A 25,075-nucleotide genomic window follows, 5' to 3' on the forward strand; every position below is an offset into this window, starting at 1 on the left:
AACGATGAAAAAGATAATTATTCCTATAGGTTTCTTGGTCATGAGTACTCTACAAGCACAGGTATCCAATACAGAAAACTATATCCAATCCAAAACCTATTTAGATTATAACGGAACCATACCTACTAAAACCTCCGAAACCGTTCAATATTTTGATGGACTCGGGAGACCAAAACAAATAGTCAACGTAAAAGCATCACCTCTTGGAAGAGACGTCGTTACCCATATTGAATATGACCAGTTTGGGAGACAGGTCAATGACTACTTACCCGTTCCGCAGGCAGGAACCCTGAATGGTGCCATTACCCCTACTCCCCTTGCCAATGCTACCCAGCCTGGGATTTACGGATCAGAAAAGATCTATTCAGAAAAGATCTTGGAAAGTTCACCACTGGATAGAATTCAACAACAGATCCAGGTAGGTAACGACTGGACGGGAAAGCCCGTAAAATTTGATTATGATACCAATATAGCTGGTGAAGTAAAGAAATATATCGCTACTTCTGCGGGTGCCACTTCTTCCGGTGTAACATTATCAGGGACCTACGGAGCCAGCCAGCTGTATAAAAATACCATAACTGATGAAGACGGCAATAAAAGCATAGAATTTAAAAACGGACAGGGACAGGTATTATTGGTGAGGAAAGTGATAAGCAGTACAGAAAATGCAGACACTTACTATGTATACAATGAATACAACCAACTGGCTTTTGTAATTCCACCTAAGGCCTCTGCTGTTACAGATCTCAGCACGGTACTCGGGAGCTTGTGCTATATGTACCGGTATGACGGAAGAAACAGGCTGGTGCTTAAAAAACTTCCGGGAAAAGGCTGGGAATATATGGTTTATGATAAACAGGACCGCCTGATCATGACCCAGGACGTTGTAATGGGAGCCTCAAAACAGTGGCTGTTTACCAAATATGACCAGTTTGGAAGAGTAGCCTATACAGGAATATATACCAGTTCCCAGGCTTATGGTGTAGCAGGAAGAGCAGCAGAACAGGCCTTAGCAGATGCAAAAGGCAGTAACAATGTAACCAGAGCCTCTACTGCAGGATTCACCAACAGTGGATTGGATGTATATTATGATAATGGTTCTGCCAGTTATCCAAGTTCTGTCACTAAATTGTTAAGTGTCAACTATTACGACACCTACCCTGCTTACGGCTTCAATCCGGCTTTTCCTTCCACAATTCAGGGAGAGCCCGTTTTGACTCAAACCCCTTCAGCTGATGGGAGAAGCACCAAAGGATTACCAGTAATGAGTTTGGTTAAGAATATCGAAGATGACAGCTGGACAAAGAATTATACGTATTATGACACCAAAGGCAGGCCTGTTGGAAGCTATTCCATTAATCATTTGGGAGGATATACTCAAACAGAAGCTAAGCTTGATTTTTCAGGAGTTCCGCAAGAGACTTTTACCACCCATTTAAGAAGGCCAAATGAAGAAGGTATATCCATCAAAGAAAGATTTGTTTATGATAATCAGAATAGATTATTAAAACATTACCATCAGGTTGACAACTGGACAGAACAGCTGTTAGCAGATAATTCCTATAACGAGCTATCCCAGTTATCCAATAAAAAAGTGGGTTCTGTAAGCGCAGGAGTCCCACTGCAAAGCATAGACTACGCCTACAATATCAGGGGCTGGATGACGGATATTAACAAAGACCAGATGGCTGTTCCAAATTTAGGGGGGAAATTATTTTCTTATAAAATTAAGTACAATCAGAAGAATGGTCTCACCAATCCTGATCCTGTTTTATTTGCAGGAAAAGACGTAAAACCAAAGTATAACGGAAATATCGCAGAAATAGATTGGAGATCTGTCGAATCTCTGGGAGCAAACCCACCTACAGAACCCAAAAGATATGGTTATGCCTATGATAGTTTAAACAGATTAACGGCAGGATATTATCAGAATCCCAATAATTCAGGAAGTAAAGAAAATACAGAATCATTAGATTATGATTTAAATGGGAATATTACAAATCTCTATAGAACATCTGTTATGGAGAACGGTAATACTACTGCTACTGTAATTGACAAACTCGCCTATACCTATGTGGGAAATCAAGCTGTAAAGATCAAGGATAACAGTAATAACAAAACGGGATATGAAGGCACCGCAGGTTATCCTATTGATTACGATTTGAATGGGAATATGAAAAGTATGATAGATAAGCAGATTACAGGAATAAACTATAATTACTTAAACCTTCCTGATGTTTTGGATATTGACTTTGGCCAGATAACAACCCAAATAAAAACAAATTATCGTGCTGATGGAATAAAACTAAGAAAAGAAAATGTAAAAACTTCTGTAGGAGTGGCAAGTACAACCTGGACTAAAGAAACGACAGATTATCTTGATGGTTTTCAATATCTAAACAAAACATCTTCGGATGGTGGAGCTATTGAAATGTTCTCTAGAGTTCCGATGGAAACAAAGCAAGCATTAGAAATGCAGGCATTTAGAATTAATCCTCCTATTGATATTGACCCAACTCCTATAGATCCGATTATTGTAAATCCTCATAACCCTGAATTGCAATTCTTTCCAACAGCAGAAGGATTTTATGATTATCAAAGAAAAATGTATATTTACCAGTATAAAGATCATTTAGGTAATGTGCGGGTAAGCTATGCAAGAAGTAATACCACAGGATTGCTTGAAATTACAGATGCCAATGATTACTATCCATTTGGAATGAATCATTTAAAGACAGGAAATGCTATTTTTGGCGCTGGAAAGTATCAGAATTACAAGTACAACGGCAAGGAACTTCAAGAGACTGGGATGTATGATTATGGTGCAAGAATGTATATGGCGGATATTGGAAGATTCGGAACTCAAGACGCTTTAAGCGAAATGTATTATAGCTATAGCCCTTATAATTACGTTGTAAATAACCCAATTAAATTCATTGATCCTACAGGAATGTGGATTGATATAAAAGATGGAGATACGACTTATCGTTATAACAATGGGAAGCTTTATACTCAAAATGCAGAAACGAAAAAATGGGATATTGAAGCAACTGTAAAAAGTGATAGTTACGCAGGGCAGATTTTATCTTCATTGAGTTCAATGACAGGAGGAGATAAAGATTCTTTTGGAAGTAAATTTTTAGGTTTATTTGCGAATGATGATATGAATACCACCATACAATCTAGTAAAGGAACAACATTTGAGGGACGTAATGGAACTTATACGGATGGTTCAGGGATAGTAACTGCATTTGATCAAGAAGTTAAGCCATATACCTCTATGAATGGTGAAAAATCTAAACAAACTAAAAGTCCATTTTATGTTTCTTTATTTCATGAATTGGGACACTCTTTTATAGATCAAGTCGCTTCAAGATCCGAATTAGGTAAAACTTGGGTAAATGGTGAAGCCAATGATTTAACATCAGATATTTCACAATCTGAAATTGTAGCCTCTTATATTGAAAATATCCTTCGATCTGAACAAGGCTTACCCATCCGAACGAGCTATAGTCCAGATGCTAGTAAATCATCTACTCTTGTAGAAAGTATCAGATGGCAACCTAGAATTATTCAAGGGAATAGCCCAGGAGATATGAAGGCAAACTTCAACTATAGAATATTTACAATGCCTAATAGTGTTCAGGTTATTTATAATAAAATTATGAACAGTAAAAAATAATATACCATGAGAAAAATATTTTTTATATTTATTCTATTGTTGCTATTTAGTTGTAATCCATTTTATAAACAATATCAAAATTTAAATGTGGACTTGCAAAAAAATAAATCTTATTCCGAACAACTTCTTTTGATAAAGCCACTTCTATTAAAAGAGAAAGAGCCATTTATTCTAGCTATTTCTTGGGATAAAAATATATTAACAAAAGACGGAAAACTTCATTATGATGCAGTAATATATAACGCACAAAGTGGAGAAAAAAAAATGTTTAGTACTACTGAAAATTCAGAAATGATAGTGCAGTCAAAAGATAATTCTGACATAAAATTTAGGGAACTGATATATATTTTAGAAAACTATATTAATGGCAAAGAAGAATATTTATTGTCTCTGCATGATTCTTTTAGTAGTTCTGAAATGAATAAACCTTACTATATTTATGATTTTGTTAAAAAGAAAAAACTTAAAGTAAAAACCTTTTTCTTTGATAAAGAAGGTAAAATAATACAGTAAAATAAACCTCGCAAACTTGCGAGGTTATTAGTGTAAGTACAACAGCAAGGAACTTCAGGAGACCGGAATATATGATTATGGTGCGCGTTTTTACATGCCGGATATCGGACGGTGGGGTGTGGTTGATGAACTTGCGGAGAAATTTAGTCGTCATAGTCCATATAATTATGTTGTCAATGACCCTATTAATGGTTTTGATCCCGATGGAAGAGATGTAATATTTCTTGCGGATTCTAAGGCTGTTCCTGTAGCAGGGCATGGGGCTGTAATTGTTGGAAACTCACGAGATGGTTGGTTCTATTATTCAATGAATGGAACAGGAGAAGGGAGTAGTCCATATGGTGACGCAAAAAATGCGGATGTTGGTACTTTTTTAGGAAAAGGATTAAGCCCAAAACAGGCAGTGTTAAAAGCACGTGTTATCAATCCAAAAGAGCAACATCATTATGATAAATATGTTACCATTAAAACCACTAAGGAAGAAGATGAAAAAATAAAAAGTAAAACGGCAGAAGCTGCCAAAGCAGAAAAATATTGTGTTATTGGTCAGTCATGTGCAAATGTAATGTTAAATGCATTCAATAAAATTATAGAGATCAGAACAGATAATGCATGGTATGTACCAAAACAAGTAAACCCCGCTCCCAATGCAATTATAGATAACTTTGAACGTGGAATGAATTATTATAATCGTTTTTTTATCTCTTCTGAAAATAAAATAGAACCTCGTAAACAACCAATAATAACTGTTGGACCTTTAGTGCCTATCGATGCAAATGGAAAAGAAATAAAAAAATGAAAAAAATAGCAATTGTTTTTACGGGGCTATGCCTGATTGGTATCCTATTATATTATTTATTCGGCTTATTCTCTTCTTCTGTTGGATGGTATGGCTACAAAAAATGGAAATATAGAGTTGGAACTACGAGCATTTTAGAGTCAAAAAATAGAAAAATTTTTGTGAAACACCTGAATTATCAAATTGTTGATTCAAGTAATTTAAAAGGATTTCATTTTAGACCATATATTGAAAAAGGATTTAGATATGGCTATCATTCTATGGACGAAACAAGAATTGATACTTATACTAAATATCCATACAATTTGAGTTATGAAAGAAATAAAAAAGATTCTATTGTATTAAATATTTTTCCAGAGAATAGAGTGAAATTAGATAGTTCAGATGTAAATTGGGGGTATTTAAAGCAACCATATTTACAAGATACCATTAGAATAAAGATTGAAGGGGTTACAAATCAGAAAGGTATAATAAAAATATGGTAAAATTATTCTGCTACATACAAAAATTACAAGTACAACGGTAAGGAGCTTCAGGAGACTGGGATGTATGATTATGGAGCAAGGATGTACATGCCGGATATCGGCAGATGGGGTGTTGTGGATCCGTTGGCGGAGGTTTATACAAAATGGTCTCCCTATAACTACACATTAAATAATCCTATTAAATTTATCGATCCATCGGGAATGAATCCTGAATATAATTGGAATACTGGAAAATATATGGATGGGGATCAGGAAGTTTCTTTTGAAAAAGCGATGAATTCATATGGTTTAAATGCAAATAGTAATGATTGCCCTAAATGCAAACAAACTAAACAACAAGCTAGAGGCATGATTTCTTCTGGAAGATCTAAAGGATTAAATTTTGCAGCAGATAATTTAGAGTATTTTTTAAATGGAAAAGATACATGGTCTAATAATAAGAAAATTTCACCCAAATTTCTAAAAAGTAATTCAAGTGTTAGGCATGGTACCGCTTTAAATATTGCTAAAATATTTAACAAGAAATTTAATCAACAAATTGAAAACATGAAATTAGGTGAAACGATCACATTAAATGGTACGTGGAAGGATTCATACTATGCGTCAGTAAGTGAACCTGATTTATTATACGGAAGTGGTGGATATATAATTTCTACCAATGTTTCTTTAAAAGTAACAAGAGGGAATACTTCGGGGCTTAATGGATATACTGTTTCTGGGAATATAGACGTTAGCTATTTTGACACATATAACTGGGATCCAGGAAAAGGAGATTACGTTCCTGGCTTTGGTTCTACTAATGATCAAGATTTTGATGATTTAGTTACAAATGGAGAAGCAGCCAATTTCAACAAGAGTTGCAAGAGACTGGATTTTATGCTTTAAGTGGCGGCAATATATGCCTGATGTGGGAAGATTTTTTAATATAGATCCGCTTACAGAAAAATATAATACTTGGTCGCCATATACATTTAGTGGTAACAGAGTTATTGATGCGAGGGAACTAGAAGGATTAGAGTCTCATGTTTTATTTAATACCAGAGAAAATGCTGCTGTAAATTTTGGACAATAATATAACGGCAAATCTATCTTACAGAAACGTGAATATGCAGCATTGATTTATGTTAGAGTTGTGGATGGTAAAACCTGAGGTGGGAGAAGCCTTCGCTGCCGCACGATTTTATCGTGTGACAGATAATAAATAAAACCTCGCAATTTGCGAGGTTTTATTTAGCAAGCAATTTTTCCAATTTACTCATCATTTAGGTAGGCTTCACTGATGTTGACACTTAAAAAAGATACTTACTTAAGACTCTGGTGACGCTTGATATAATACCTTCAGACGGATAGTGAACCGGGGAATGCTTCATAACCTGAATACCCGTAAAAATAAAAAAACTAAATTTACATCAAAGAATATCCATAAAAAAACAGTCTCCCGCATCTCCACCATCATCCTTCTTTTCATCACATTTTCCTACACTACCTACATAAAACCCCATTCATACAGAAGCAGTGTCCGACTCCGAAAATATAACAAGAAAATTATTTCTTCAGAATGAAACGTTGGATGTCAATTTCTAAGGAGATTATATATTTGACAAAGTAGACAAGAAATTTATCTTTTTTACTAATAAGGACATCAATGGCATTCTTAATAATCTTAAATTTAAACCTTCCTCACAGTTTCTTTTCACCTATACTAAATCCAGTATCTACAACAATATGTTGGGATTCTATTATGCTGTTAAAAGTCTTACCGATATAAAGAATAATTTCTTTATTAAACGACGGAAAAAGAATGCAAAATGGCCCTTTATACATCTATGAATACAAAGGTTATTACATTATGGAATTCTACAGAAAACAGAAAAATGCGTAATCCGTTTTATTTCAGTTAATAATTCTTCAAAACAAGCTACCAACAAATTCAGGCTGGAAAACAATAAGTATTTTTTGATATCAATTCCGGACTTTGGAAATAGCATAGTAATTTATATCCAGCTCCCGGGAAATACTTGGGTTTTACTGCGATTATAGCAGCTTTCTTTGGTATATTTGTTAGACCATCACACCACACAAAATCTTACCACCATGAAAAAACTCCTTTTAGCCATTCTCGGCATTCTTATTATTGTAGTTGCTGTACTTTTAGTTAAAACATATACCTATCCCTTTAAAAAGAATACAGCAGGAACTTCTGAAGGATGGAAGCCTGTTAAAAATGATTCTGCATTAATGCGTCTGTCAGGAGGTATTAAAATCCCTACAGTTTCTACAGGCAGCTTAGGAGAATTTAATTATGCTCCGTTTGATAATTTTAAAGAATGCCTAAAGACCTCTTATCCTTTAGTATATCAAAATACCGAAAATAATGAGGTCAATACCCATGCATTGGTGTTCAGACTTAAAGGAAGTGAATCTTCACTGGAACCTATTCTTTTTCTTTCCCATATAGATGTGGTGCCACCCGGAGACGCCGACGTTAAAAGTAAGGAGCAGAATATTTTCAGACCCGATGATAAGCCGTTGCCTCCCGTTTCCAAAGTAGCAGAAGACTGGGATTTTGAACCTTTTTCAGGAAACGTTGCGAACGGAAGGATATACGGAAGAGGAGCCATCGACATGAAAGGAATGCTGTTCTCCCTGATGGAATCCATGAATACCATAATTAAAAATAAAACCGTTCCGAAACGTGATATCTACCTGGCTTTCGGTTTCGATGAAGAAGTAGGAGGGCAAAAAGGAGCGATGCAGATTGCAGATTATTTTAAGAAAAAAGGATTAAAGTTCGATGCAGTATACGATGAAGGCGGACTCATCATGCAGAAGGGAAACGTCGCAGGAATAGATTCTGATGTAGCCGTAGTAGGCTGTGCAGAAAAAGGCTTCTTGTCGGCAAAAATTAAGGTGAAAGGTCTTGGTGGACATTCTTCAATGCCACCTATGGAAAGTGCTATAGGAAAAGCTGCCGTTATTATGCAGCGTCTCGAAGATCATCAGATGAAACCCACCATAACCCCGCTGATTAAGAATTTTTTTGATAATATTGGAGGAGCTATGCCATTCTCGAGCAGGCTCGCTATTTCAAACCAATGGCTGTTGAAGCCTCTTCTTTTATCTCAGCTTACCAAAAATAATACAACCAATGCACTGGTTCGTACGACAACTGCTCTGACTATGATGAAAGGAAGTGACGGAACCAACGTCCTTTCTCCGGAAGTGGAATTTGTTGTTAATTTCAGACTTCTTCCTGGTGATACAGCGAAAGAAGTTCGTGAGCATATCGCAAAAGTAACAGAGGGTTTCGATGTTGAAGTTGAAGAGATCGACAATACAAGGGAGGCGTCTGCAGTTTCTCCTGCTAATACAAAAGCTTATCAATTAATAGAAGCCGGAATCAAAGAAATTAATCCGGGTGCAATTGTTACCCCATATCTCACCATGGCGGGTACTGATGCCTACAAATACCAGATTGTAAGTAAAAATATCTACAGATTCATGCCCATCAGAATCAACAGCTCAGAACAGCAAAGTATTCACAGCACCAACGAGTATATCAGTATTGAGAACTATCTTAAAATGATTCATTACTTTGAATATGTGATGACGAATTATGATAAATAATGATACTGTATGAGCGTTAGAGAGTTTTAGGGTTGGAGAGTTTGAGTGATGAAATAGTTAGAAGTTTTAGAGGTAACATATATAGAATACCAGTTTAATATAGTTTAAAGTCTGAAATCTGATGTCTAGCATCTGATATCCGGCCTCAACTTTCTCATTAATACATTTTACGTTTTACATTGTACAAAAAAAATAACACGTCAAGTTTTGTCGCATTACAGCAATAGCTTTGTCTTATCAAAATTACAGAGCTATGGAATTGCCGTTTTACTTAACATTTAAAGAATTTGAAAGCCATTATTACGATACCCTTGAAAAATGGTTTGAAGAATATAATAATGCCAGCGAGATCGATTATCTTAAGGCTCTTGCAGATCTTTACAGTCCTTATCTATACTACAGCTTTACAGATGACAGACTTCTTGCTGATGCATCAATGGAGATCAAAGAATGCTTTTTTCCTTATCATGAAAAGATAGGAATCCCTTTCTGTACAAGCTGTGAAAACGGAAAGCATGCTAAAACAGCCAAAGGCATGAATCATATTTTTGAATGGAAAACCATTACTATGATGGAATATGCACAACATATCCTGGATAAGGTCAACAGGTATTTATTAATAAACAGCAGCTCACTTGACACTAATAAGACTCTTCTTGATTACATCAATGAGCGTGAGATCATTACATCAAGAGAAGGGGCAGGGTATTGTGTTAACTACAATCAACATCAGTCAGCGGTTCCTTTCCTGAAAGCTTATCTTCCGCATTACGGACAGACTGTAAATATTGCGGTTTACCGGGATTTTATTTTTTCTGTAGCGCAGATTGCAGAATATATTGACAGAAAACTTAGAGCTGTACAGGCTTTTGAACATACCGTGTACATTAAATTAAAATCAGAGGCTAAGTTTAAAGTCCAGATGAGCCATCAGTTTCTGACGATCTGTAATTAAATTCTACCAAACATTCATATCTAAATATATTGACAGGAATCCTTAATGGGCTCCAGATAAATCCTGACAGTTCTGTCAGGATTTTGTTGTTTTGGATGGATAGATCCTGTTATTTGGTATTATTTCGTAGTCTTTAGCGGGAAGATTCACCACAGTTGTACTATTTGGAGCGTCCCGCCTGACTTTGAAAGACTTCATCCACCAGAATGCATGGGAACCTATTATATGTAGGTGTTGGCTTCTATCCATCTGTTTTTAAGGTGGTAGATATAAATCGTTTTAGACAATATTCTTCTATTTAATAGTCAATCTAAACATGGGATGCCTAAACATCAAAACACGATTAATTTAATAGGAACATTGAAAATATTTCAAAAATAGCAAGTTGAAGGTTATTTTTTTCACTTTCCGAGATGGAAATAGTTGACCCATGTCATTACTTGGTGAAAAATATCAAAAATATATTTAACAATACAATGTAATTGTAAAGATATTTTTAATTAAATCATTTTATAATATACAAAATATTAATATAAATGACGAGATATTATGGTATGTATAGTAAATATTAAAATTAATCTTAAAAATTGATTAAAATGAGAAAAAAAATTAATAAAATATCATTAATTAGTTAAATTATATTTATTGTTAAATTTAATTAATTAAAATATGCTTTTTAATGATAATAAATTAATTATATATGCGAATTAATTATATATTCACAGAACCAAATAAATTAATAAATGAAAAATTTTAAATTCGTAATGCTGGCATTTGGAATGCTTGCCATTACTTCTTGTGAAAAAAGAGATGAAGAATTAAGCAATGCATCTTCAGAACCACAAAAGCGTTATGCACTAGGAGCCAGGCTTGTTGATCAGGCTACCTACAATAATTACGCAAAGGTCGACATCAGTGAACTTACTCTGAAATTGAAAGGGAAGAGTGAATCAGAGGTTGCAAAAGCATTGCCATCCAGCTATGTAATTCCAAACACACCCGCTATTGGTGATCAGGGTGGTGAGGGCTCTTGTGTGGCGTGGGCAACTGCCTATGCGGCAACTAGTGCCCTTGAGTATAATTTTAAAGGAGTAACTGCGAAAAGGAGTCCTGAATATGTCTTCAATCAAATACAGTTGGGGAACTGTCAGGGAGCGTATGTGAGTGCGGGGTTAAATCTTATTAAAAACCAAGGGGTTTCCAGCTGGTCCGAAATGCCATACACCGATGGCGGTTGCTCTACTCAACCTAATGCTTCACAGAAAAATGCGGCAAGTACACATAAGCTTACTTCCTGGGCAACGGTAAATAAAACAAACATCAGCAATGTAAAAACGCTTTTAAGCATGAATTTACCAATAGTGATAGCGGTAACAGTAGATGATAGTTTTTACGATTTAGACTCTTCTGGCAGTGCAATATGGACGTCACATTATGGTCAAAATTATGGTGGACATGCCATAACTGTTATAGGTTATGATGATGCTAAGCAAGCTTTCAAAGTGCAAAACTCTTGGGGGAATGGTTGGGGAGATAATGGATACTTCTGGATCAAATACTCATTCTTTTCTCAATCAAGTAATGGAGCTATTAACGAATCTTATGTAGCTTACGTTCAGTAATACATCACTGTTTTATATGAAATAACCCTCTCAAGTCGAGAGGGTTATCTTAATTGTATAACAGCTGTTTATGTAATGACTTTATTTCCGTGCCTTCAAATCCGTAAACGATTGTATCAGTAAAAAATTATTAATTGATCTGTCTTTCAGTTAGGGAATAGGTAGAAATAAATCATTCTGTACCTGATTTATATTAATAAACTAAGAAAATAAAATAGAAGAATAAAGCATTCCGCCTTATTGAAAAAATAAAGCGCTGAATTCAGCGCTTTATTTTGCAGAGAGGAAGGGATTCGAACCCTCGATACAGTTACCCGTATACTACCTTTCCAGGGTAGCTCCTTCAACCACTCGGACACCTCTCTATTTGAGATTGCAAAAATAGAGTATTTTCTGGAATCTGCAAATTATTATTTAAAATTACTCAGTAATTTCTCCACAAAGACTTCTCGTGAAGTTGTCTGCAAAAGTTCCTGTGTAATTGGGGTTGTCTATCAGGTGCATCGCTTTAGTGATTGCTGTTTCAGCGGTCATATCTCTTCCGCTAATTGCTCCGATTCTAGAAAAGATGTTACTGTTCTCGTATTTTCCAAATGATATACCCCCTGATATACATTGACTTACCACCACGATTTCAGTCCCGTTGTTTCTGATTTCCTCAAGCGTTTCCTGTGTCTTTTCACTGCTGAAAATAGTGCCCGAACCGAAAACCTGAAGAATTAAAACCTTCATTTTAGGGATTTCTTTGAAATGACTCAGATGCATACCTGGAAAAATACGCCAGAATAAAATATCTTCAGAAATATGTTCGTCTACATGAAATTCCACTTCTGGATCACAACGGTAAAGGTTGTCCTTAACAATATTTAAATGTACACCGGACTGTCCTAAAATAGGATAATTCGGACTTGAATAGGCATCAAAATATTCTGCAGAATATTTCAGGGTTCTGTTTCCTCTTAATAATTTATATTCAAAATAAACGGCCACTTCCTGGATAACAGCCTCGTCATTTTCATAAAGACTGGCATAATAAAGACTGGTCAGAAGATTTTCTTTGGCATCCGTTCTCAGATCACCGATGGGAAGCTGTGAGCCTGTCATGATTACAGGTTTTCTCAATCCTTTTAGCATGAAACTTAAAGCAGAAGCCGTATAAGACATTGTATCAGTTCCGTGAAGAATCAGAAAACCGTCATACAGTTCATAATTTTTGAGAATATAATTGGCGATCACCTTCCATTCCTCGGGTCCCATATCCGAAGAGTCTAGCGGTTTTGCAAATGGATGAACGAATACTTCGCATTCCATTAATTTCATCTCGGGCATTTTTTCAAAGATATTTCCAAAATCAAATGCACGCAGGCTTCCGGTTTCGTAATCTTTTTCCATACCGATGGTTCCTCCGGTATAGATGAGCAGGACTTTTCGTTTCATGAATTACTTTTTTCTAAGAAATTGAGCCTCGTTCAGGTTCATAGCCCAAAATTACGTTAATTTGCAAAGATTTGAAAATGAATGGAAGATTTAGCGCAAACTTTTGAATATTTAAAGCAGTTTTTAACAGAGGAAAGGCTCTCAAAAATCGAACATTTCTCTCAGGAAAGTTCTGATTTTATTCTTCCTGTGATGGATGATGTTTACCAGTTTAGAAATGCTGCTGCCATTATAAGATCCGTGGAAGCCTCTGCTTTTCATAAAGTCATAGCTATGGAAGAGGAAAATGTTTTCGATCCTAACCTTACCGTAACAAAAGGTGCTGAAACATGGGTAGAAGTGGAAAAAATGCCTAAAAATATAGCATCCCTACAAAATATTAAAGATAGAGGCTATAAAATTCTGGCTGTATCACTGGAAAAAAATGCAGTGATGCTTCCTGATTATCAGATCACGGAACCTATTGCTCTTGTATTCGGAACTGAAATGGAAGGAGTATCACAAGAAGTAATAGATTTTGCGGATGAAACTTTGGCCATCCCAATGTATGGTCTGACGAGAAGCTATAATGTTTCCGTAGCAGCAGGAATCTGTATGTACGAACTAAAACAAAAGCTTATTAAATCAGGAATTGATTATAAATTAAGCGAAGAAAAGCTGATGAGAATGAAGATGCGTTGGGCTGTAAACTCCATAAAGAGCGGAAAGCAGATTCTCCAAAAATATCTTAAAGATCATAATCTGGAACTGTAAGCCGATATTTCTATTTTCTAACTTTTCATCATATTGAAATAATTCCACGCTGCCACAAATACACCCGCTGTTTCTGTTCTCAATCTCTGATTACCAAGTGAAACTGCTTTAATTTTATGGTCGGATAGAAACTGGATTTCCTTTTCAGAGAAATCTCCTTCCGGACCAATAAGAAAAGTAATCTGCTCCAATGAAGGAATATCTTTTAGTGCAATTCGGTCCAGATTTTCATGACAGTGCGCCACAAAAGTATGTTCCGGATCAATATTTTTTAGAAAATCAGTAAGTTTCACTGCATCATTGATGATCGGGAAATGAAACCTTAAGCTCTGCTTTGATGCAGCAACAGCCTGTTTTCTGATCTTATCAATATTAATATTTTTACGTTCTGTTTTTTCAGTCTGCAAAATACTGATCTCTGAAATACCCATCTCCACAGCCTTTTCTACAAAAAACTCAATCCTGTCAATATTTTTTGTAGGAGCAATAGCAATATGAAGCTTAGGATTAAAGTCAGGCATATTTGTTTTAATTTCAGAAATGTCCAGACTAGCCCGTTTTCCTTCGATAATTAATTTTCCGGAAGCAACATTTCCTTTGCCATCTGTTACATGAATCTCTTCGCCATCTTTCATCCGCAGAACCTTCACCATATGCTGTTGTTCCTCGTCATTGATTATTGCTTTTCCGTTATTGATTTCACCAAAAAAAAGTTTCATATATTGATATTTAGAATCTGCCTGAATTTTATTGATAAGTGATGATTAAAAGGTAATTTCATTATCACTTAAAAATGCCACACCGGTTTTTATCGTAGTATAAATATCACCCTCACAGTCTCTATATGAACATGCGTAAATTTCTTCAATCCACTTATTATTCATAAAAATTAAATTCAAATATTCGTTTTTTCTTAAATTATTTTTAATAGATAAATAATCTCCTTCTTTGGGTTCGTAAGTAAAACTGAATACATTCTCTGAATTGATTTTTTCTACGATCTCTTCCTTTATATTTTGAACATATCCAATTTCTGAACTGATCATTAAATAATCTTCGTCTTCAGATTTTTCTGTCACTTCATTTTTTCCTATTACGGTTTCTAAAACCCAATAATATTTTGAGTTCTTCTTAGAATGCGTTCCCAGTACTTTTTCTTCTAAAAGTATTTTCATAAATCATATTTTGCAGTTGCGGAAGTTCTCAGATCCGTAAATTCACCTCGTTCGTATTTCAGTTGGGCAACCATTGCGATCATAGCCGCATTATCGGTTGTATATTCAAATTTCGGAATGTAAATATTCCAGCCCAGTTTTTCCTTGTTATCTTCCATGGCCTTTCTTAAAGCAGAATTGGCAGAAACACCACCAGCAATGGCTGCTTCTTTGATATTTAATTCTTTCGCTGCTTTTTCAAACTTATTCATTAAAATTTCAATGATCGTTCTCTGAACAGAAGCACACAGATCATTCAGGTTTTCTTTAATAAAATCCGGGTTTTTTCTCACCTCTTTCTGAATAAAATACAGAACAGAAGTTTTAATGCCACTGAAAGAATAATCGTAGCTCTCCATTTTAGGTTTATTGAATGTGAAAGCATCAGGATTTCCTTCTTTTGCCAACCGGTCTATAATAGGTCCGGCAGGGTAGTCCAGGTCAAAAATCTTTCCGATTTTGTCAAAAGCTTCTCCTGCAGCATCATCAATTGTTTTTCCAATAATTTCCATATCAAAATAATCCTTTACCAATACGATCATGGTATGCCCGCCACTTACCGTAAGACACAGGAAAGGGAATTGAGGCGGCATAGGATTTGCATCGTCAATAAAATGGGCTAAAATGTGGGCCTGGAGATGGTTTACTTCAATCAACGGAACATTTAAGCTCATAGCCAAAGACTTAGCAAATGATGTTCCTACAAGAAGAGATCCTAAAAGTCCCGGACCTCGTGTAAATCCTATAGCTGAAATAGCATTTTGTTGTATATTTGCTTTGGTAATAGATTTTTCAACAACGGGGATTATATTTTGCTGATGCGCTCGCGATGCCAGTTCAGGGACCACACCTCCATATTCTTTATGGATGGCCTGAGTCGCAGCAATGTTCGACAGAATACAGTTTCCCTTGATGATAGCTGCTGAGGTGTCGTCGCAGGACGATTCAATACCTAAAATTATAGAGTCGCTCATAATAATGGCAAAGTTAGAGAATAATAACGAGAATGAGAATAAAAAATCAGTAGCTGAGAACCTAAGTGATCAGGTACAGAAGACTGTTGAGAATGTAGAAGGTGCTGTAAAGGAAACAGTTAAGGAAGCCTCTGAGCTGGCATCAGATGCTATCAATCACCCTGTGGAAACTGCTGGGGAATTTGGTAAACAAGCTGTAAAAGATGTGACCAGTTATTCATGGTGGGCCAAACTTCTTCTCATCCTTTTTTGGTTGGGAGTTATTCTGGTTGGAGGAGTTCTTACAGCCATTAATCTTCCGGCAACCAAACAATGGGCAGCAGATCAGGCACTTCAGATCGTCAACAAAGATTTTAAAGCTGGAATGACTACAGAAAGTGTAGAAGTAGATTATTTCGGCGATGTAACGATTAAAGGATTAAAAATCAAAGATTATAAAGGTCTGGATTTTATCAAAGCCAGAGAATTCCGGGCCAATTCAGATTGGATGTCGCTTGCCTATAATGCCATTTCCGGGAATAGCAATTCCCTCAGTTTTAATTCCCTTACATTAGTGAATGCAGATATAAAGGTGATCACGTACAAAGGTGACAGTATCTCCAATTTTATCAGGTTTACACAGCTCTTTGACAGTGGTAAAAAAAGAGATCCTAACAAACCGCCTTTTCAGCTGGATTCCCGGGTACAGATCATAGATTCAAAAGTTTCGATCATCAGCCAAAATTCTCCGGGAGAACCTGGAAAATGGCTTACGGCAACGAAGTTTAATTTAAAAGCTCCGAATGTAAAAGTAAATGGAGCCAATGTTTCGGCATTGATCAATAATATGTCCTTCGTCACTTCCAGATGGGGAAAATCCCATTTTGTAGATACATTTTCTACAGAACTTTCCTTAACACACCAATTTTTATCATTAAAAGACCTTACTCTGAATACAGATCATTCTTTGCTTCAGGGCAATATCAGATTTAATCTTCATGACGGTTCATGGTCTGATTTTGCAGACCGTGTACGTTGGGATATGGAGATCCAGCAGGGAAGCCAACTAAGTGGATATGATATCAGCTATTTTGTAACCAATTGGGATAATTTTAAACCATTCAATCTGGCTGGGAAAATGACGGGTCCTTTGAACAAGTTCCATCTGGAAAACTTCCTGATTAGTAACCCTGATGTGAATATTGCGACTAAAACAATGAAAGTCGACAGGCTCCTCAAAGGAAATTTTTCTATAGAAACCAAAGACCTTTCGGTGGATTTTACTTACAAAGATCTCAAAGCTATGATGCCTTCATTTATTTCAAAAAAAATGAAGAATTTTGCTGATGATTTTGGTAAACTGAAGTACAATGGAACTGCGAGAGTAAATCCCGAACAGGTTTACGTTGCCAATGGGAATCTGATGACAGGAATAGGACAGGCTAAGATCTCTAATCTTTCGCTAACTGGATACAGCACAGCATTGCCCAAATACTCAGGATACCTGGAAGTGAAAGATCTCAATACCTCTGTTATCACTAAAAATAAAGCAGTCGGCTTAATCTCCGGTAAATTTGATCTTAACGGACAGAGTTTTGACGTCAATACGATGCGTCTGACCACAAAATCCCAGATCACCAGCATCGAGGTAATGGATAAGCAGATCAATAATGTTTATCTTGACGGATTATTGGATCATAAAAAATATAACGGTCTCATCACCGTAAATGATGAACAGGCGAAAGCCACAATTAAAGGACTTATTGATTTCAGTACATCAAGGATCACAATGAATGTGAATGCTGATGTGAACCACCTGAATATGAATTATTTTACCAATAAACCGGGAAGCCAGATTGTAAGCGGCCAGGTGGAAGGTAAAATGTCCATGTCTTCTATCAATGATCTGACGCTGGATGTCGATGCCAATAATATTAATTTTGCGACAGCCACCCAAAAATATTTAATTCCTAATGCGAAGCTGAAAACATTTATAGAAGCTGGAGGACGAGTGATAGACGTTGATGCACCAGGTGCTGCAAGCGGGAAAATATCGGGAAGATATAACCTTGCAGATCTGGTCGGAATGGTAGAAAATGGTATAGGGCGAATACTGGTGGGACCTCCACCAAGAAAACTATACAGAGGTCAGAATTTTAAAATGAATTTTGATGTTCAGCAAGGTATTGTAAATTATTTTCTGCCTGATCTGAAACTTCCAAAAGGAGCTGTGGTAGAAGGAGAGTATGATGGGGACTCAAACAATCTGATCGTCAATTTGGACGCGGCTTCTCTGAAATATATGATGACAAAGGAGCAGGAGATCACGGATGCCGATAAGGCCCTAGCAGCTGCTAATCCTGAATATAAAATCAACAACCGGAATAATATATCCAGGGACAGTGCCATGATCGACAGTGTTATGGTGAGGATCAATACAGCGAATCTTAATGAACAGCTGTATGCAAGAATCAGTAAACTGGAATATAATAAGAATATTATCAAAGATTTTGAACTGAAAGGGAAGAATGAAAATAATACGGCCCTTCATTTGGCTACAACATTTAAGCATGGAAGCCCGGAAGATGACCTGAATGATAATCTTAAGGCCTATGCCATTAATGTAGATCAGTCTACCAATGCTGCGGGAGATTTTGTTTTCAGATTTGAACCTACTGAAGTTAAATTTAATGATGTTACCTGGGCTATCGATACAAGTCCCGAGCTGGATCATTCCATTACCTACAGGAAAAAGAACGGGGATTTTGATATAAGAAACCTTCGGATATATTCAGAGAAAAGTGCTTTGTTTATTAAAGAAGCCGAGTTCAAATCTGCAAAAGATTTTTATGTAGATGCAGATATTGAAGAGTTTGCTATTGAAAAGCTTCTAGAAATGCAGTCCGGTGGAAACCCGATGGGAATTAAAGGTCTGGCTAACGGAAGCGTGAAGATTAAAATGGATAAGAGTACACTGCAGCCGATTGTAGATCTTACCGTTGATAATATTATGATGAACGGAAATAAAATGGGTGACCTTACTATTTCTGCAACCAACGGTTTCTCTCTGAATGTATATGATGTAGATGTAAAAGTGACTTCAGCAGGAGTGCTGGGTAATAATAACCTGCATTTAACGGGTACTGTTAATAATAACACCGCTTCACCTACTCTTGATCTTACTGCGGAAATGCGTGATTTTGATCTTGCATTTACTCAGCAATTTGTACAGACTGTTTTTGGAAATATCAGAGGAAAAGCGACTGGTGATCTGAAGATCAACGGGAAATTAAGTGATCTTGATTATAGTGGCGATATTGCGTTGAAAGGTTTTGGTCTGAAACTTTTGTTTACCGGAGTAGATTATTCATTTGATGATACTGTGGTTCCACTTTCCCGTGGGCTTGCGATTCTCAATAATATTGAAGTGCATGACGGAAGATCAAACTCAAAAGGAACAATTTCCGGTGCTATCCAGTTTGAAACCATTTCTTCATTGGGAGTCAATCTCATCATGAGGGCAGATAATCTCCTCATGCTGAATACAACACAGAAAGATTATGACCTGTTCTGGGGAAGGGTTTACGGACAGGGAGATTTATACGTAGACGGACCTGTTTCAAGGTTGAGTATTACCACTCCTAATATGAAAGCGCTGAACGGAAGTAATTTTACCTTTAATTCAAGCTCAACATCCAATGTTGAAGAATTTAAAATGCTGAGGTTCTTGAAAGAAGGAAAGGATGGGCTTATTACTCTGGAAGAAAAGAAAAAGACAGGAGCCAATATGTATATCGATTTCAGTCTTGATGTGGATAAAGGAACCACTGTGAACGTTCTTGTCGGTGATGATGTGGGAAATATTACAGTAAAAGGAACTGCTGAGAAGCTGAGGTTCCAGATGGGCAGACAGGGAGCTATTGCCATGAATGGTACTTATAAAGTAGATAACGGAACATTCGTTTCTAAGGCGATTCTGAACAAAACCTTCCAGATCGAAAAAAACAGTAGTATCAGATGGGACGGGGATGCCATGAAACCGGCTTTGGATATTACGGCCAACTATGTAAGAATGGTTTCTAATGCAGGTGAATATCTGAGTATGGGAAAACTTCAGCCCATCAGTGTATTGTTGCAGGCAAATATTACCCAGTCATTAATTAATCCAAAAATAGACCTGAACGTTACTGCCCTTGATGTATCCAGCCAGGTAAAAGAGACACTGGCAGCTAAAATGAGCCAGGAAGGTGAGAAGGTTCTCCAGTTTGGTTCTGTCTTATTATTAAGTACTTTCAACGTGTCCAACAGTGGTGGGGTAGACTTTGATGTGGCAGGAGTGGCAGAATCTTCAGGATATAATATGCTTCTGAAACAGCTGGGATCAGTCCTTAATACAATGAGTAATGAATTCCAGATCGATTTGAATTATGTAAAAGGTGATCAAAACTCCAATACTGGTGACCGTGCAAATGCCGGAGTGAGTGTAGCGGTTTCGCCTAGGATAAATATTAAAACAGGGCTTGGAATTCCACTGACGAAAACAGAAGGAACGCAAACCAATTATCTGTCCGGTGAAGGTTCTATTGAATATGATATTTCTAAAAAAAATGATGGAAGTCTCATCTTAAGGGGCTATTCCAAGCCTACAAATATAGGAATGGTAAGCACGAATGGCTCTGCTAATCAGGCTTATGGTGGGGGTGTAGTGTGGAGCAAAAGCTTCAATTCTCTGTTTAAAAAGAGGAAAAAAGACAAAAAACAGCCGGAGCCTACAACACAAATAAAAACAGATTCTACAAAATCAAGTGCTAAATAATCTGAATATTTTAATGATTTTTATCATCCGTGTTAATTATTGTTAATATTTAATATAATTTTTTTAGTTAAATTATTTTTTATAAATTTGCAACAAATACATAGATTTTTTAAGAAAATTGTAATTTAACTAATATGAACTATCAACTGGACGAAATAGACAAGAAAATTCTTGATTTCTTAGTAGAAAACACAAGAATGCCTTTTACCGAAATTGCAAAGCAGATGGATGTTTCTGCTGGAACAATTCACGTAAGAGTGAAAAAAATGGAAGATGCGGGTATTATTTTGGGATCATCTCTTAATATCGATTATGGTAAGCTGGACTATCATTTTACAGCTTTTATCGGTATACTTTTGACAAAATCAAACCGTACGCAAGAGGTATTGAAAGAATTATCAGTACTTCCTAACGTAATTGAAGCTAGTGTTATCTCAGGAAAATATAATATTTTCTGTAAAGTAAGAGCTAAGAATACGGAAGATGCGAAAAGAATTATCTATCAGATAGATGACATTCAGGATGTAATGAGAACCGAAAGTATGATCTCTATGGAAGAGTACTTGAGCGACAAAAACAGATTGATCAACGCTATTTCTATATAATTCAAATTTTAAACGAATAATATACCGAAGAACTTATGAAATTATTCATAAGTTCTTTATTTTTGTATCTATGGAAGAATACAGTTACTTTGACGAAGATCCGAAGAAGGGATGGGGCTTTATTTTAGCTTTTGCAGCACTAATGCTGTTTACAATTATGGGATTGGGAATTGATGTGGATGAATACCTTCAGCATGAATATCTTCAGATTCCGAGATGGTATTTTTACGTGATCTTTTCTATAGACTTTCTGATGATGATCGGGCTTGTACTGATGTTTTTTTATAGAAAAATAGGGATCTTTACATTTCCTGCACTGCTGGTTCTGCACTTCTTTATGCACAACTATTATCTTTCTACATTCCTGTATACGGATGTCACCAATCTTTTCCTGTTTACAGGTTTTGGAATGCTGGCCATTATTCCAAAATGGAAGTTTTTCAGATAGATCTGATCCGGATGTTATGCTTTTGAGTTATTCTGTTCATAATAGTGTATAGCTGTTTGTTTTAAAGGATTTTTACTCCAGGCTTCCCAGTTCCCTGTATAAGGGTCGTAACCGCATTTAAGAGGTTTGGAAACGTCCAGACCATCATTGTTTTTATGGGTACGTTCTGTATAGGCTCTGCAGTCAGTACATATATAGCGGAATTCACAGTCCCGGCATACTTCAATATGGTCTTTTGTGATGTTCCAGTATTTTTTGAAACCCGTCTTTAACACAGCTTCTTCAAGGCTGGAATTATTGATGTTCCCAAAGCTTTCAGACATTAAAGGACAGTTTTTGATATTACCATGAATGTCTATTCCTATTTTTTTATGAAGACAAGAGTTGTGATGGATCGCTTCTGATACTTTTGAGATATTAGTATTAAAGTATTTCAGATCTACTTTTCCGCAAGAGGAAATTTTAACCTCTTCCTCAGTAAAATATAAGCTGAATCTGAATTCATCTTTTACTTTGAAAGGTTTCCTCTTGCAGCTATAAAAAGTGACTTGGTAAATTCTTTTCGTATTCTTATGAACTGTATCTATAAAAAGCTTGTCTACATCTTCATGAAATAGGGAAAAAATCTCTATTCCTGACAAAACGGAAGTTTTAAAAATTTTATCAATTTTTATGAAATCTTCTGTAGTTAATGAGGTTGTACTGTAAATGGTAAGATGTTTTCCTCCCAGGTTTTCTATTGATGAACTTATTTTTTTTATCACATCAATATTTTCTATTTCTAAAAAAATATCTGTAATCACACTGGGTTCATGATATCCAAATGAAAGAGGTGGAAAGTTTCTATCCCAATCTTTGTCCGTAATAAAGCCGTATTCCTTTTCCAACAGTATATTCAGATACTCCTGAACAGTTTCTTTAGATTCATCATCATAATCACTTATGAGATTTTCTATAGATTTTTTTTTCAGTTCTTCTATCATTTCATATAATTCTAGAGGGTATAGCTCCGATATATTCCTCTGAAGATCAGATATCAGAATTCTACGTATTCCTTTTGTAACTAATATATTTGAAAACAAATTGAAATATCTCATATTAATCGAGTTAAGGCTTTTGTAGGTTTTTCTCTTATGTGAAAATTGGTTTGATACTTTTCACAATCTAAAACGTAAATAATATCATTGAGCTTTTTTAACTTTTGATGGCGGAAGGTTTCAATGTGCTTGAAAGTAAGTGGTAATTTATTTTTTTCTTCAATTTTAATTTTCATAAATAATCTGCTATTTCTTTATCTAGTGAATAGTTGCATATATTGGAAAGGCCTAAAAATTGTCCAATGGTATTAACTTCCAAAAAATAAAACTTTCCGTCTCTTCCTTTTATAAAATCTAATGAACCACAATTAAGATTTAATGCCTTCATCAGGAAATGAATCCTTTTTTCAATCTGATGAGACAGCTTATAAGGAACATTTCTATTCGGCTTTTCTAAATTATATTTCCGGAAATCTGTTTTAGTCTGTTCATCATTTTGAGAGAAAATAGCCATTGAATAGCATTTTCCGTTGAGGTAGAAAGTTCTGATTTCAAATTCTTTATCAATTTGATTCTGAAAAAAAGTAATAAAGAAATCTGTTTTCTCCTTTTGGTGTATAGTGGTAGTATACATGATTCCATTTAAATCTACATCAATATCATCTAATATAGGATTTCCGCCAATTGTTTTTATAATAGTTGTATGTAAAGGGACTTGATCTGTATTGTCTGCTAGAAAATATTCTGGAACCTCTAAACCTGCTTTTCTTGCCTGTTCCAACACTAATAGCTTATTAATATCACTATTGCTTTCCTTATTGATATGTTTTTTAGATTCCAGCGTAACCCTTACGTAATCTTTCAGCCAGTGCTGTACTTCATTCATATGGGCATTAACGGCTGGATTGTCATACTTCAGATGTTTGATCTTCAGTCTGCCTCTTCTATACCATACACTGGTGATATCTTCCAGAAAAAAAGAATTTCTATTGCTTTCCAGAAAGATTTTCTTGTTCTCAATTTTAATTTCAAAAATTTCGTCCTCATGGATACGGATGAATTTCTTTTGCATTTCAAGCAGCCATTGTATGATTTTAATAGTTGTCCTTTCGTTGTTATTGGAAATAATAAGAATCATGGCTTTGAATGCTCTTTTTTATTTTTTAAAGCACGTTTTAGAGCTGGTAAGCCTATCGTTTTTCTATTACGGTTTACTTTCGCCGTATCAATAACAGCTGTATAACTGGGATAGGAACCATAAGGCATTTCTTTTTTGGTAATTTGCAAATCATGCCTGTCGACCATATTTGCATAATCTTTTGGAATACAGTCTCCGGATTTTATATATTCCAACATTTTCGTTTTGAAATAAGAATATTCTTCCGAATCAATCATATGACTGAATAATGGATGCATAGGCATAAAGACATCATTATTTCCTATAAGCCCGATTTTTTGTATCGAGGGATAGCCATAATTTTCAAAAGCCCATTTTAGTAGCTTTGCATTTCTTTTATCATTCTTTTCCATAATCTGGGGATTTTTTCGTCCTTCAGCCTGATCCCGAACAAAGGCAATACTGAAAGAATCCACAAGCTGTTTGTTTAATCCTTTTTTCCAGTCTGCAATTCTCTGTTTGACTTCTGTACTATCTATGCCATATTTTTGGAATAGGGCAAAATAATTTTTATAAGAACCTTCATAAGGAGCAATCAATGAAATGAGGTGATACAGACTTTTTTTTCCTCCGAAATTTTTTTGTTGCTGATCCGCCAGTTGAATATAGGTTTCATATTCTTCAATGCGATCCTGATTTTTAGGAGTGTATTTCCTGAACAATTTCCTGTACTGTTTAAGAGCTTCTTTCGGTTGATTGGCAATGCGGTAAAGACTGTCAATTTCATTTACCTTGTTATAGTAAACAATATAATTATTGGTTTTACTTTTACAGGAAAGAAATATAAGTATAATGACAAATAAGTATCTTATATATATTAAAATCAGATTTCGATTCATTATGTTTATCATTTGTTATTAATTCAAGTAAAAAATCTTGATGTTTCTATTTGTAAAAGGAGGAATAATTTAATTCCTCCCTCTCCAACCACTATAAGTGATAGATTAAATAA

Annotated in this window: 17 protein-coding genes, 1 tRNA gene and 2 pseudogenes; 12 read left to right on the top strand and 8 right to left on the bottom strand. The window is 35.6% G+C overall.

Going from position 1 to position 25,075, the window contains the following annotated elements; translation table 11 throughout:
- The first annotated feature begins 4 nt into the window (after nt 1-4).
- From QF044_RS01210 to QF044_RS01245, 8 genes and pseudogenes are all read left to right on the top strand, one after another.
- Nucleotides 5-3,682, top strand: coding sequence for a DUF6443 domain-containing protein (locus QF044_RS01210; RefSeq protein WP_307262700.1), 3,678 nt, complete (start codon nt 5-7; stop codon nt 3,680-3,682).
- Nucleotides 3,683-3,688: 6 nt separating this feature from the next.
- Nucleotides 3,689-4,195, top strand: coding sequence for a hypothetical protein (locus QF044_RS01215; protein ID WP_307262702.1), 507 nt, complete (start codon nt 3,689-3,691; stop codon nt 4,193-4,195).
- Nucleotides 4,196-4,229: 34 nt separating this feature from the next.
- Nucleotides 4,230-4,409, top strand: a pseudogene (locus tag QF044_RS21540) (RHS repeat-associated core domain-containing protein); the annotation flags it as partial.
- A gap of 581 nt (nt 4,410-4,990) precedes the next feature.
- Nucleotides 4,991-5,479, top strand: coding sequence for a hypothetical protein (locus QF044_RS01225; protein WP_307262704.1), 489 nt, complete (start codon nt 4,991-4,993; stop codon nt 5,477-5,479).
- 24 nt (nt 5,480-5,503) lie between these two features.
- Nucleotides 5,504-5,683: pseudogene (locus tag QF044_RS21545) on the top strand (RHS repeat-associated core domain-containing protein); the annotation flags it as partial.
- Nucleotides 5,684-7,573: 1,890 nt separating this feature from the next.
- A complete protein-coding gene (locus tag QF044_RS01235; protein ID WP_307262706.1) occupies nt 7,574-9,106 on the top strand; it encodes a M20/M25/M40 family metallo-hydrolase in 1,533 nt (510 codons plus the stop codon).
- A 253-nt stretch (nt 9,107-9,359) separates the two neighbouring features.
- On the top strand, nt 9,360-10,061 hold the full coding sequence (locus QF044_RS01240; protein WP_307262708.1) for a hypothetical protein: 702 nt from the start codon (nt 9,360-9,362) through the stop codon (nt 10,059-10,061).
- 743 nt (nt 10,062-10,804) lie between these two features.
- Nucleotides 10,805-11,683: a C1 family peptidase gene (locus QF044_RS01245; protein ID WP_307262710.1), complete on the top strand. Its 879-nt coding sequence runs from the start codon at nt 10,805-10,807 to the stop codon at nt 11,681-11,683.
- A gap of 278 nt (nt 11,684-11,961) precedes the next feature.
- On the opposite strand, the gene QF044_RS01250 is transcribed toward QF044_RS01245, so the two are convergent.
- Nucleotides 11,962-12,048, bottom strand: a tRNA-Ser gene (locus QF044_RS01250).
- 55 nt (nt 12,049-12,103) lie between these two features.
- Nucleotides 12,104-13,120, bottom strand: a complete 1,017-nt coding sequence (locus tag QF044_RS01255; protein WP_307262712.1) for an asparaginase — start codon at nt 13,118-13,120, stop codon at nt 12,104-12,106.
- Between the two features lie 81 nt (nt 13,121-13,201).
- On the opposite strand from QF044_RS01255, the gene QF044_RS01260 reads away from it, so the two are divergent.
- Entirely contained in the window at nt 13,202-13,873 is a 672-nt protein-coding gene (locus QF044_RS01260; protein ID WP_307262714.1) for an RNA methyltransferase, read from the top strand.
- 17 nt (nt 13,874-13,890) lie between these two features.
- Here the strand turns inward: QF044_RS01260 and QF044_RS01265 are convergent, their stop codons facing one another.
- The 3 genes from QF044_RS01265 to tsaD are packed head-to-tail and all read right to left on the bottom strand — an operon-like array spanning nt 13,891 to nt 16,061.
- Nucleotides 13,891-14,592, bottom strand: a complete 702-nt coding sequence (locus QF044_RS01265) for a 16S rRNA (uracil(1498)-N(3))-methyltransferase (protein ID WP_307262716.1) — start codon at nt 14,590-14,592, stop codon at nt 13,891-13,893.
- A gap of 45 nt (nt 14,593-14,637) precedes the next feature.
- Complete coding sequence (locus QF044_RS01270; protein WP_307262718.1) at nt 14,638-15,048, bottom strand: hypothetical protein; 411 nt, start codon at nt 15,046-15,048, stop codon at nt 14,638-14,640.
- Complete coding sequence (tsaD, locus tag QF044_RS01275; RefSeq protein WP_307262720.1) at nt 15,045-16,061, bottom strand: tRNA (adenosine(37)-N6)-threonylcarbamoyltransferase complex transferase subunit TsaD; 1,017 nt, start codon at nt 16,059-16,061, stop codon at nt 15,045-15,047. Before tsaD ends, QF044_RS01270 begins: the two co-directional genes overlap by 4 nt.
- A gap of 4 nt (nt 16,062-16,065) precedes the next feature.
- On the opposite strand from tsaD, the gene QF044_RS01280 reads away from it, so the two are divergent.
- The 3 genes from QF044_RS01280 (at nt 16,066) to QF044_RS01290 (ending at nt 21,909) form a co-directional block, all read left to right on the top strand.
- Complete coding sequence (locus QF044_RS01280; RefSeq protein WP_307262721.1) at nt 16,066-20,856, top strand: translocation/assembly module TamB; 4,791 nt, start codon at nt 16,066-16,068, stop codon at nt 20,854-20,856.
- A 134-nt stretch (nt 20,857-20,990) separates the two neighbouring features.
- Nucleotides 20,991-21,461, top strand: coding sequence for an Lrp/AsnC family transcriptional regulator (locus QF044_RS01285; protein WP_034703315.1), 471 nt, complete (start codon nt 20,991-20,993; stop codon nt 21,459-21,461).
- A gap of 70 nt (nt 21,462-21,531) precedes the next feature.
- The gene (locus QF044_RS01290; protein WP_307262723.1) at nt 21,532-21,909 is read left to right on the top strand and encodes a hypothetical protein; all 378 of its coding nucleotides are present in this window, start codon (nt 21,532-21,534) and stop codon (nt 21,907-21,909) included.
- Nucleotides 21,910-21,923: 14 nt separating this feature from the next.
- Here QF044_RS01290 and gwsS read toward each other — a convergent pair whose 3' ends face one another.
- The 3 genes from gwsS to QF044_RS01305 form a co-directional block, all read right to left on the bottom strand.
- On the bottom strand, nt 21,924-23,006 hold the full coding sequence (gwsS, locus tag QF044_RS01295; protein ID WP_307262726.1) for a grasp-with-spasm system SPASM domain peptide maturase: 1,083 nt from the start codon (nt 23,004-23,006) through the stop codon (nt 21,924-21,926).
- A 172-nt stretch (nt 23,007-23,178) separates the two neighbouring features.
- Nucleotides 23,179-24,084 carry a grasp-with-spasm system ATP-grasp peptide maturase gene (gene gwsG / locus QF044_RS01300; RefSeq protein WP_307262728.1) on the bottom strand — a complete coding sequence of 302 codons (906 nt, stop codon included), beginning with the start codon at nt 24,082-24,084 and terminating at the stop codon, nt 23,179-23,181.
- Nucleotides 24,081-24,962: a hypothetical protein gene (locus QF044_RS01305; protein WP_307262731.1), complete on the bottom strand. Its 882-nt coding sequence runs from the start codon at nt 24,960-24,962 to the stop codon at nt 24,081-24,083. Before QF044_RS01305 ends, gwsG begins: the two co-directional genes overlap by 4 nt.
- Between the last annotated feature and the right edge of the window lie 113 nt (nt 24,963-25,075).

It is taken from the genome of Chryseobacterium sp. W4I1, from assembly GCF_030816115.1.
Lineage (GTDB): Bacteria > Bacteroidota > Bacteroidia > Flavobacteriales > Weeksellaceae > Chryseobacterium.

Excerpts from the sequence above, each read along its gene's own strand:
- QF044_RS01305 (WP_307262731.1), bottom strand. The coding sequence starts at position 24,962 with ATGAATCGAAATCTGATTTTAATATATATAAGATACTTATTTGTCATT.
- QF044_RS01210 (WP_307262700.1), top strand. The coding sequence starts at position 5 with ATGAAAAAGATAATTATTCCTATAGGTTTCTTGGTCATGAGTACTCTA.
- QF044_RS01240 (WP_307262708.1), top strand. The coding sequence starts at position 9,360 with ATGGAATTGCCGTTTTACTTAACATTTAAAGAATTTGAAAGCCATTAT.
- QF044_RS01260 (WP_307262714.1), top strand. The coding sequence starts at position 13,202 with ATGGAAGATTTAGCGCAAACTTTTGAATATTTAAAGCAGTTTTTAACA.
- QF044_RS01290 (WP_307262723.1), top strand. The coding sequence starts at position 21,532 with ATGGAAGAATACAGTTACTTTGACGAAGATCCGAAGAAGGGATGGGGC.
- gwsS (WP_307262726.1), bottom strand. The coding sequence starts at position 23,006 with ATGAGATATTTCAATTTGTTTTCAAATATATTAGTTACAAAAGGAATA.
- tsaD (WP_307262720.1), bottom strand. The coding sequence starts at position 16,061 with ATGAGCGACTCTATAATTTTAGGTATTGAATCGTCCTGCGACGACACC.
- QF044_RS01225 (WP_307262704.1), top strand. The coding sequence starts at position 4,991 with ATGAAAAAAATAGCAATTGTTTTTACGGGGCTATGCCTGATTGGTATC.
- QF044_RS01235 (WP_307262706.1), top strand. The coding sequence starts at position 7,574 with ATGAAAAAACTCCTTTTAGCCATTCTCGGCATTCTTATTATTGTAGTT.
- QF044_RS01285 (WP_034703315.1), top strand. The coding sequence starts at position 20,991 with ATGAACTATCAACTGGACGAAATAGACAAGAAAATTCTTGATTTCTTA.
- QF044_RS01265 (WP_307262716.1), bottom strand. The coding sequence starts at position 14,592 with ATGAAACTTTTTTTTGGTGAAATCAATAACGGAAAAGCAATAATCAAT.
- gwsG (WP_307262728.1), bottom strand. The coding sequence starts at position 24,084 with ATGATTCTTATTATTTCCAATAACAACGAAAGGACAACTATTAAAATC.
- QF044_RS01255 (WP_307262712.1), bottom strand. The coding sequence starts at position 13,120 with ATGAAACGAAAAGTCCTGCTCATCTATACCGGAGGAACCATCGGTATG.
- QF044_RS01215 (WP_307262702.1), top strand. The coding sequence starts at position 3,689 with ATGAGAAAAATATTTTTTATATTTATTCTATTGTTGCTATTTAGTTGT.
- QF044_RS01270 (WP_307262718.1), bottom strand. The coding sequence starts at position 15,048 with ATGAAAATACTTTTAGAAGAAAAAGTACTGGGAACGCATTCTAAGAAG.
- QF044_RS01280 (WP_307262721.1), top strand. The coding sequence starts at position 16,066 with ATGGCAAAGTTAGAGAATAATAACGAGAATGAGAATAAAAAATCAGTA.
- QF044_RS01245 (WP_307262710.1), top strand. The coding sequence starts at position 10,805 with ATGAAAAATTTTAAATTCGTAATGCTGGCATTTGGAATGCTTGCCATT.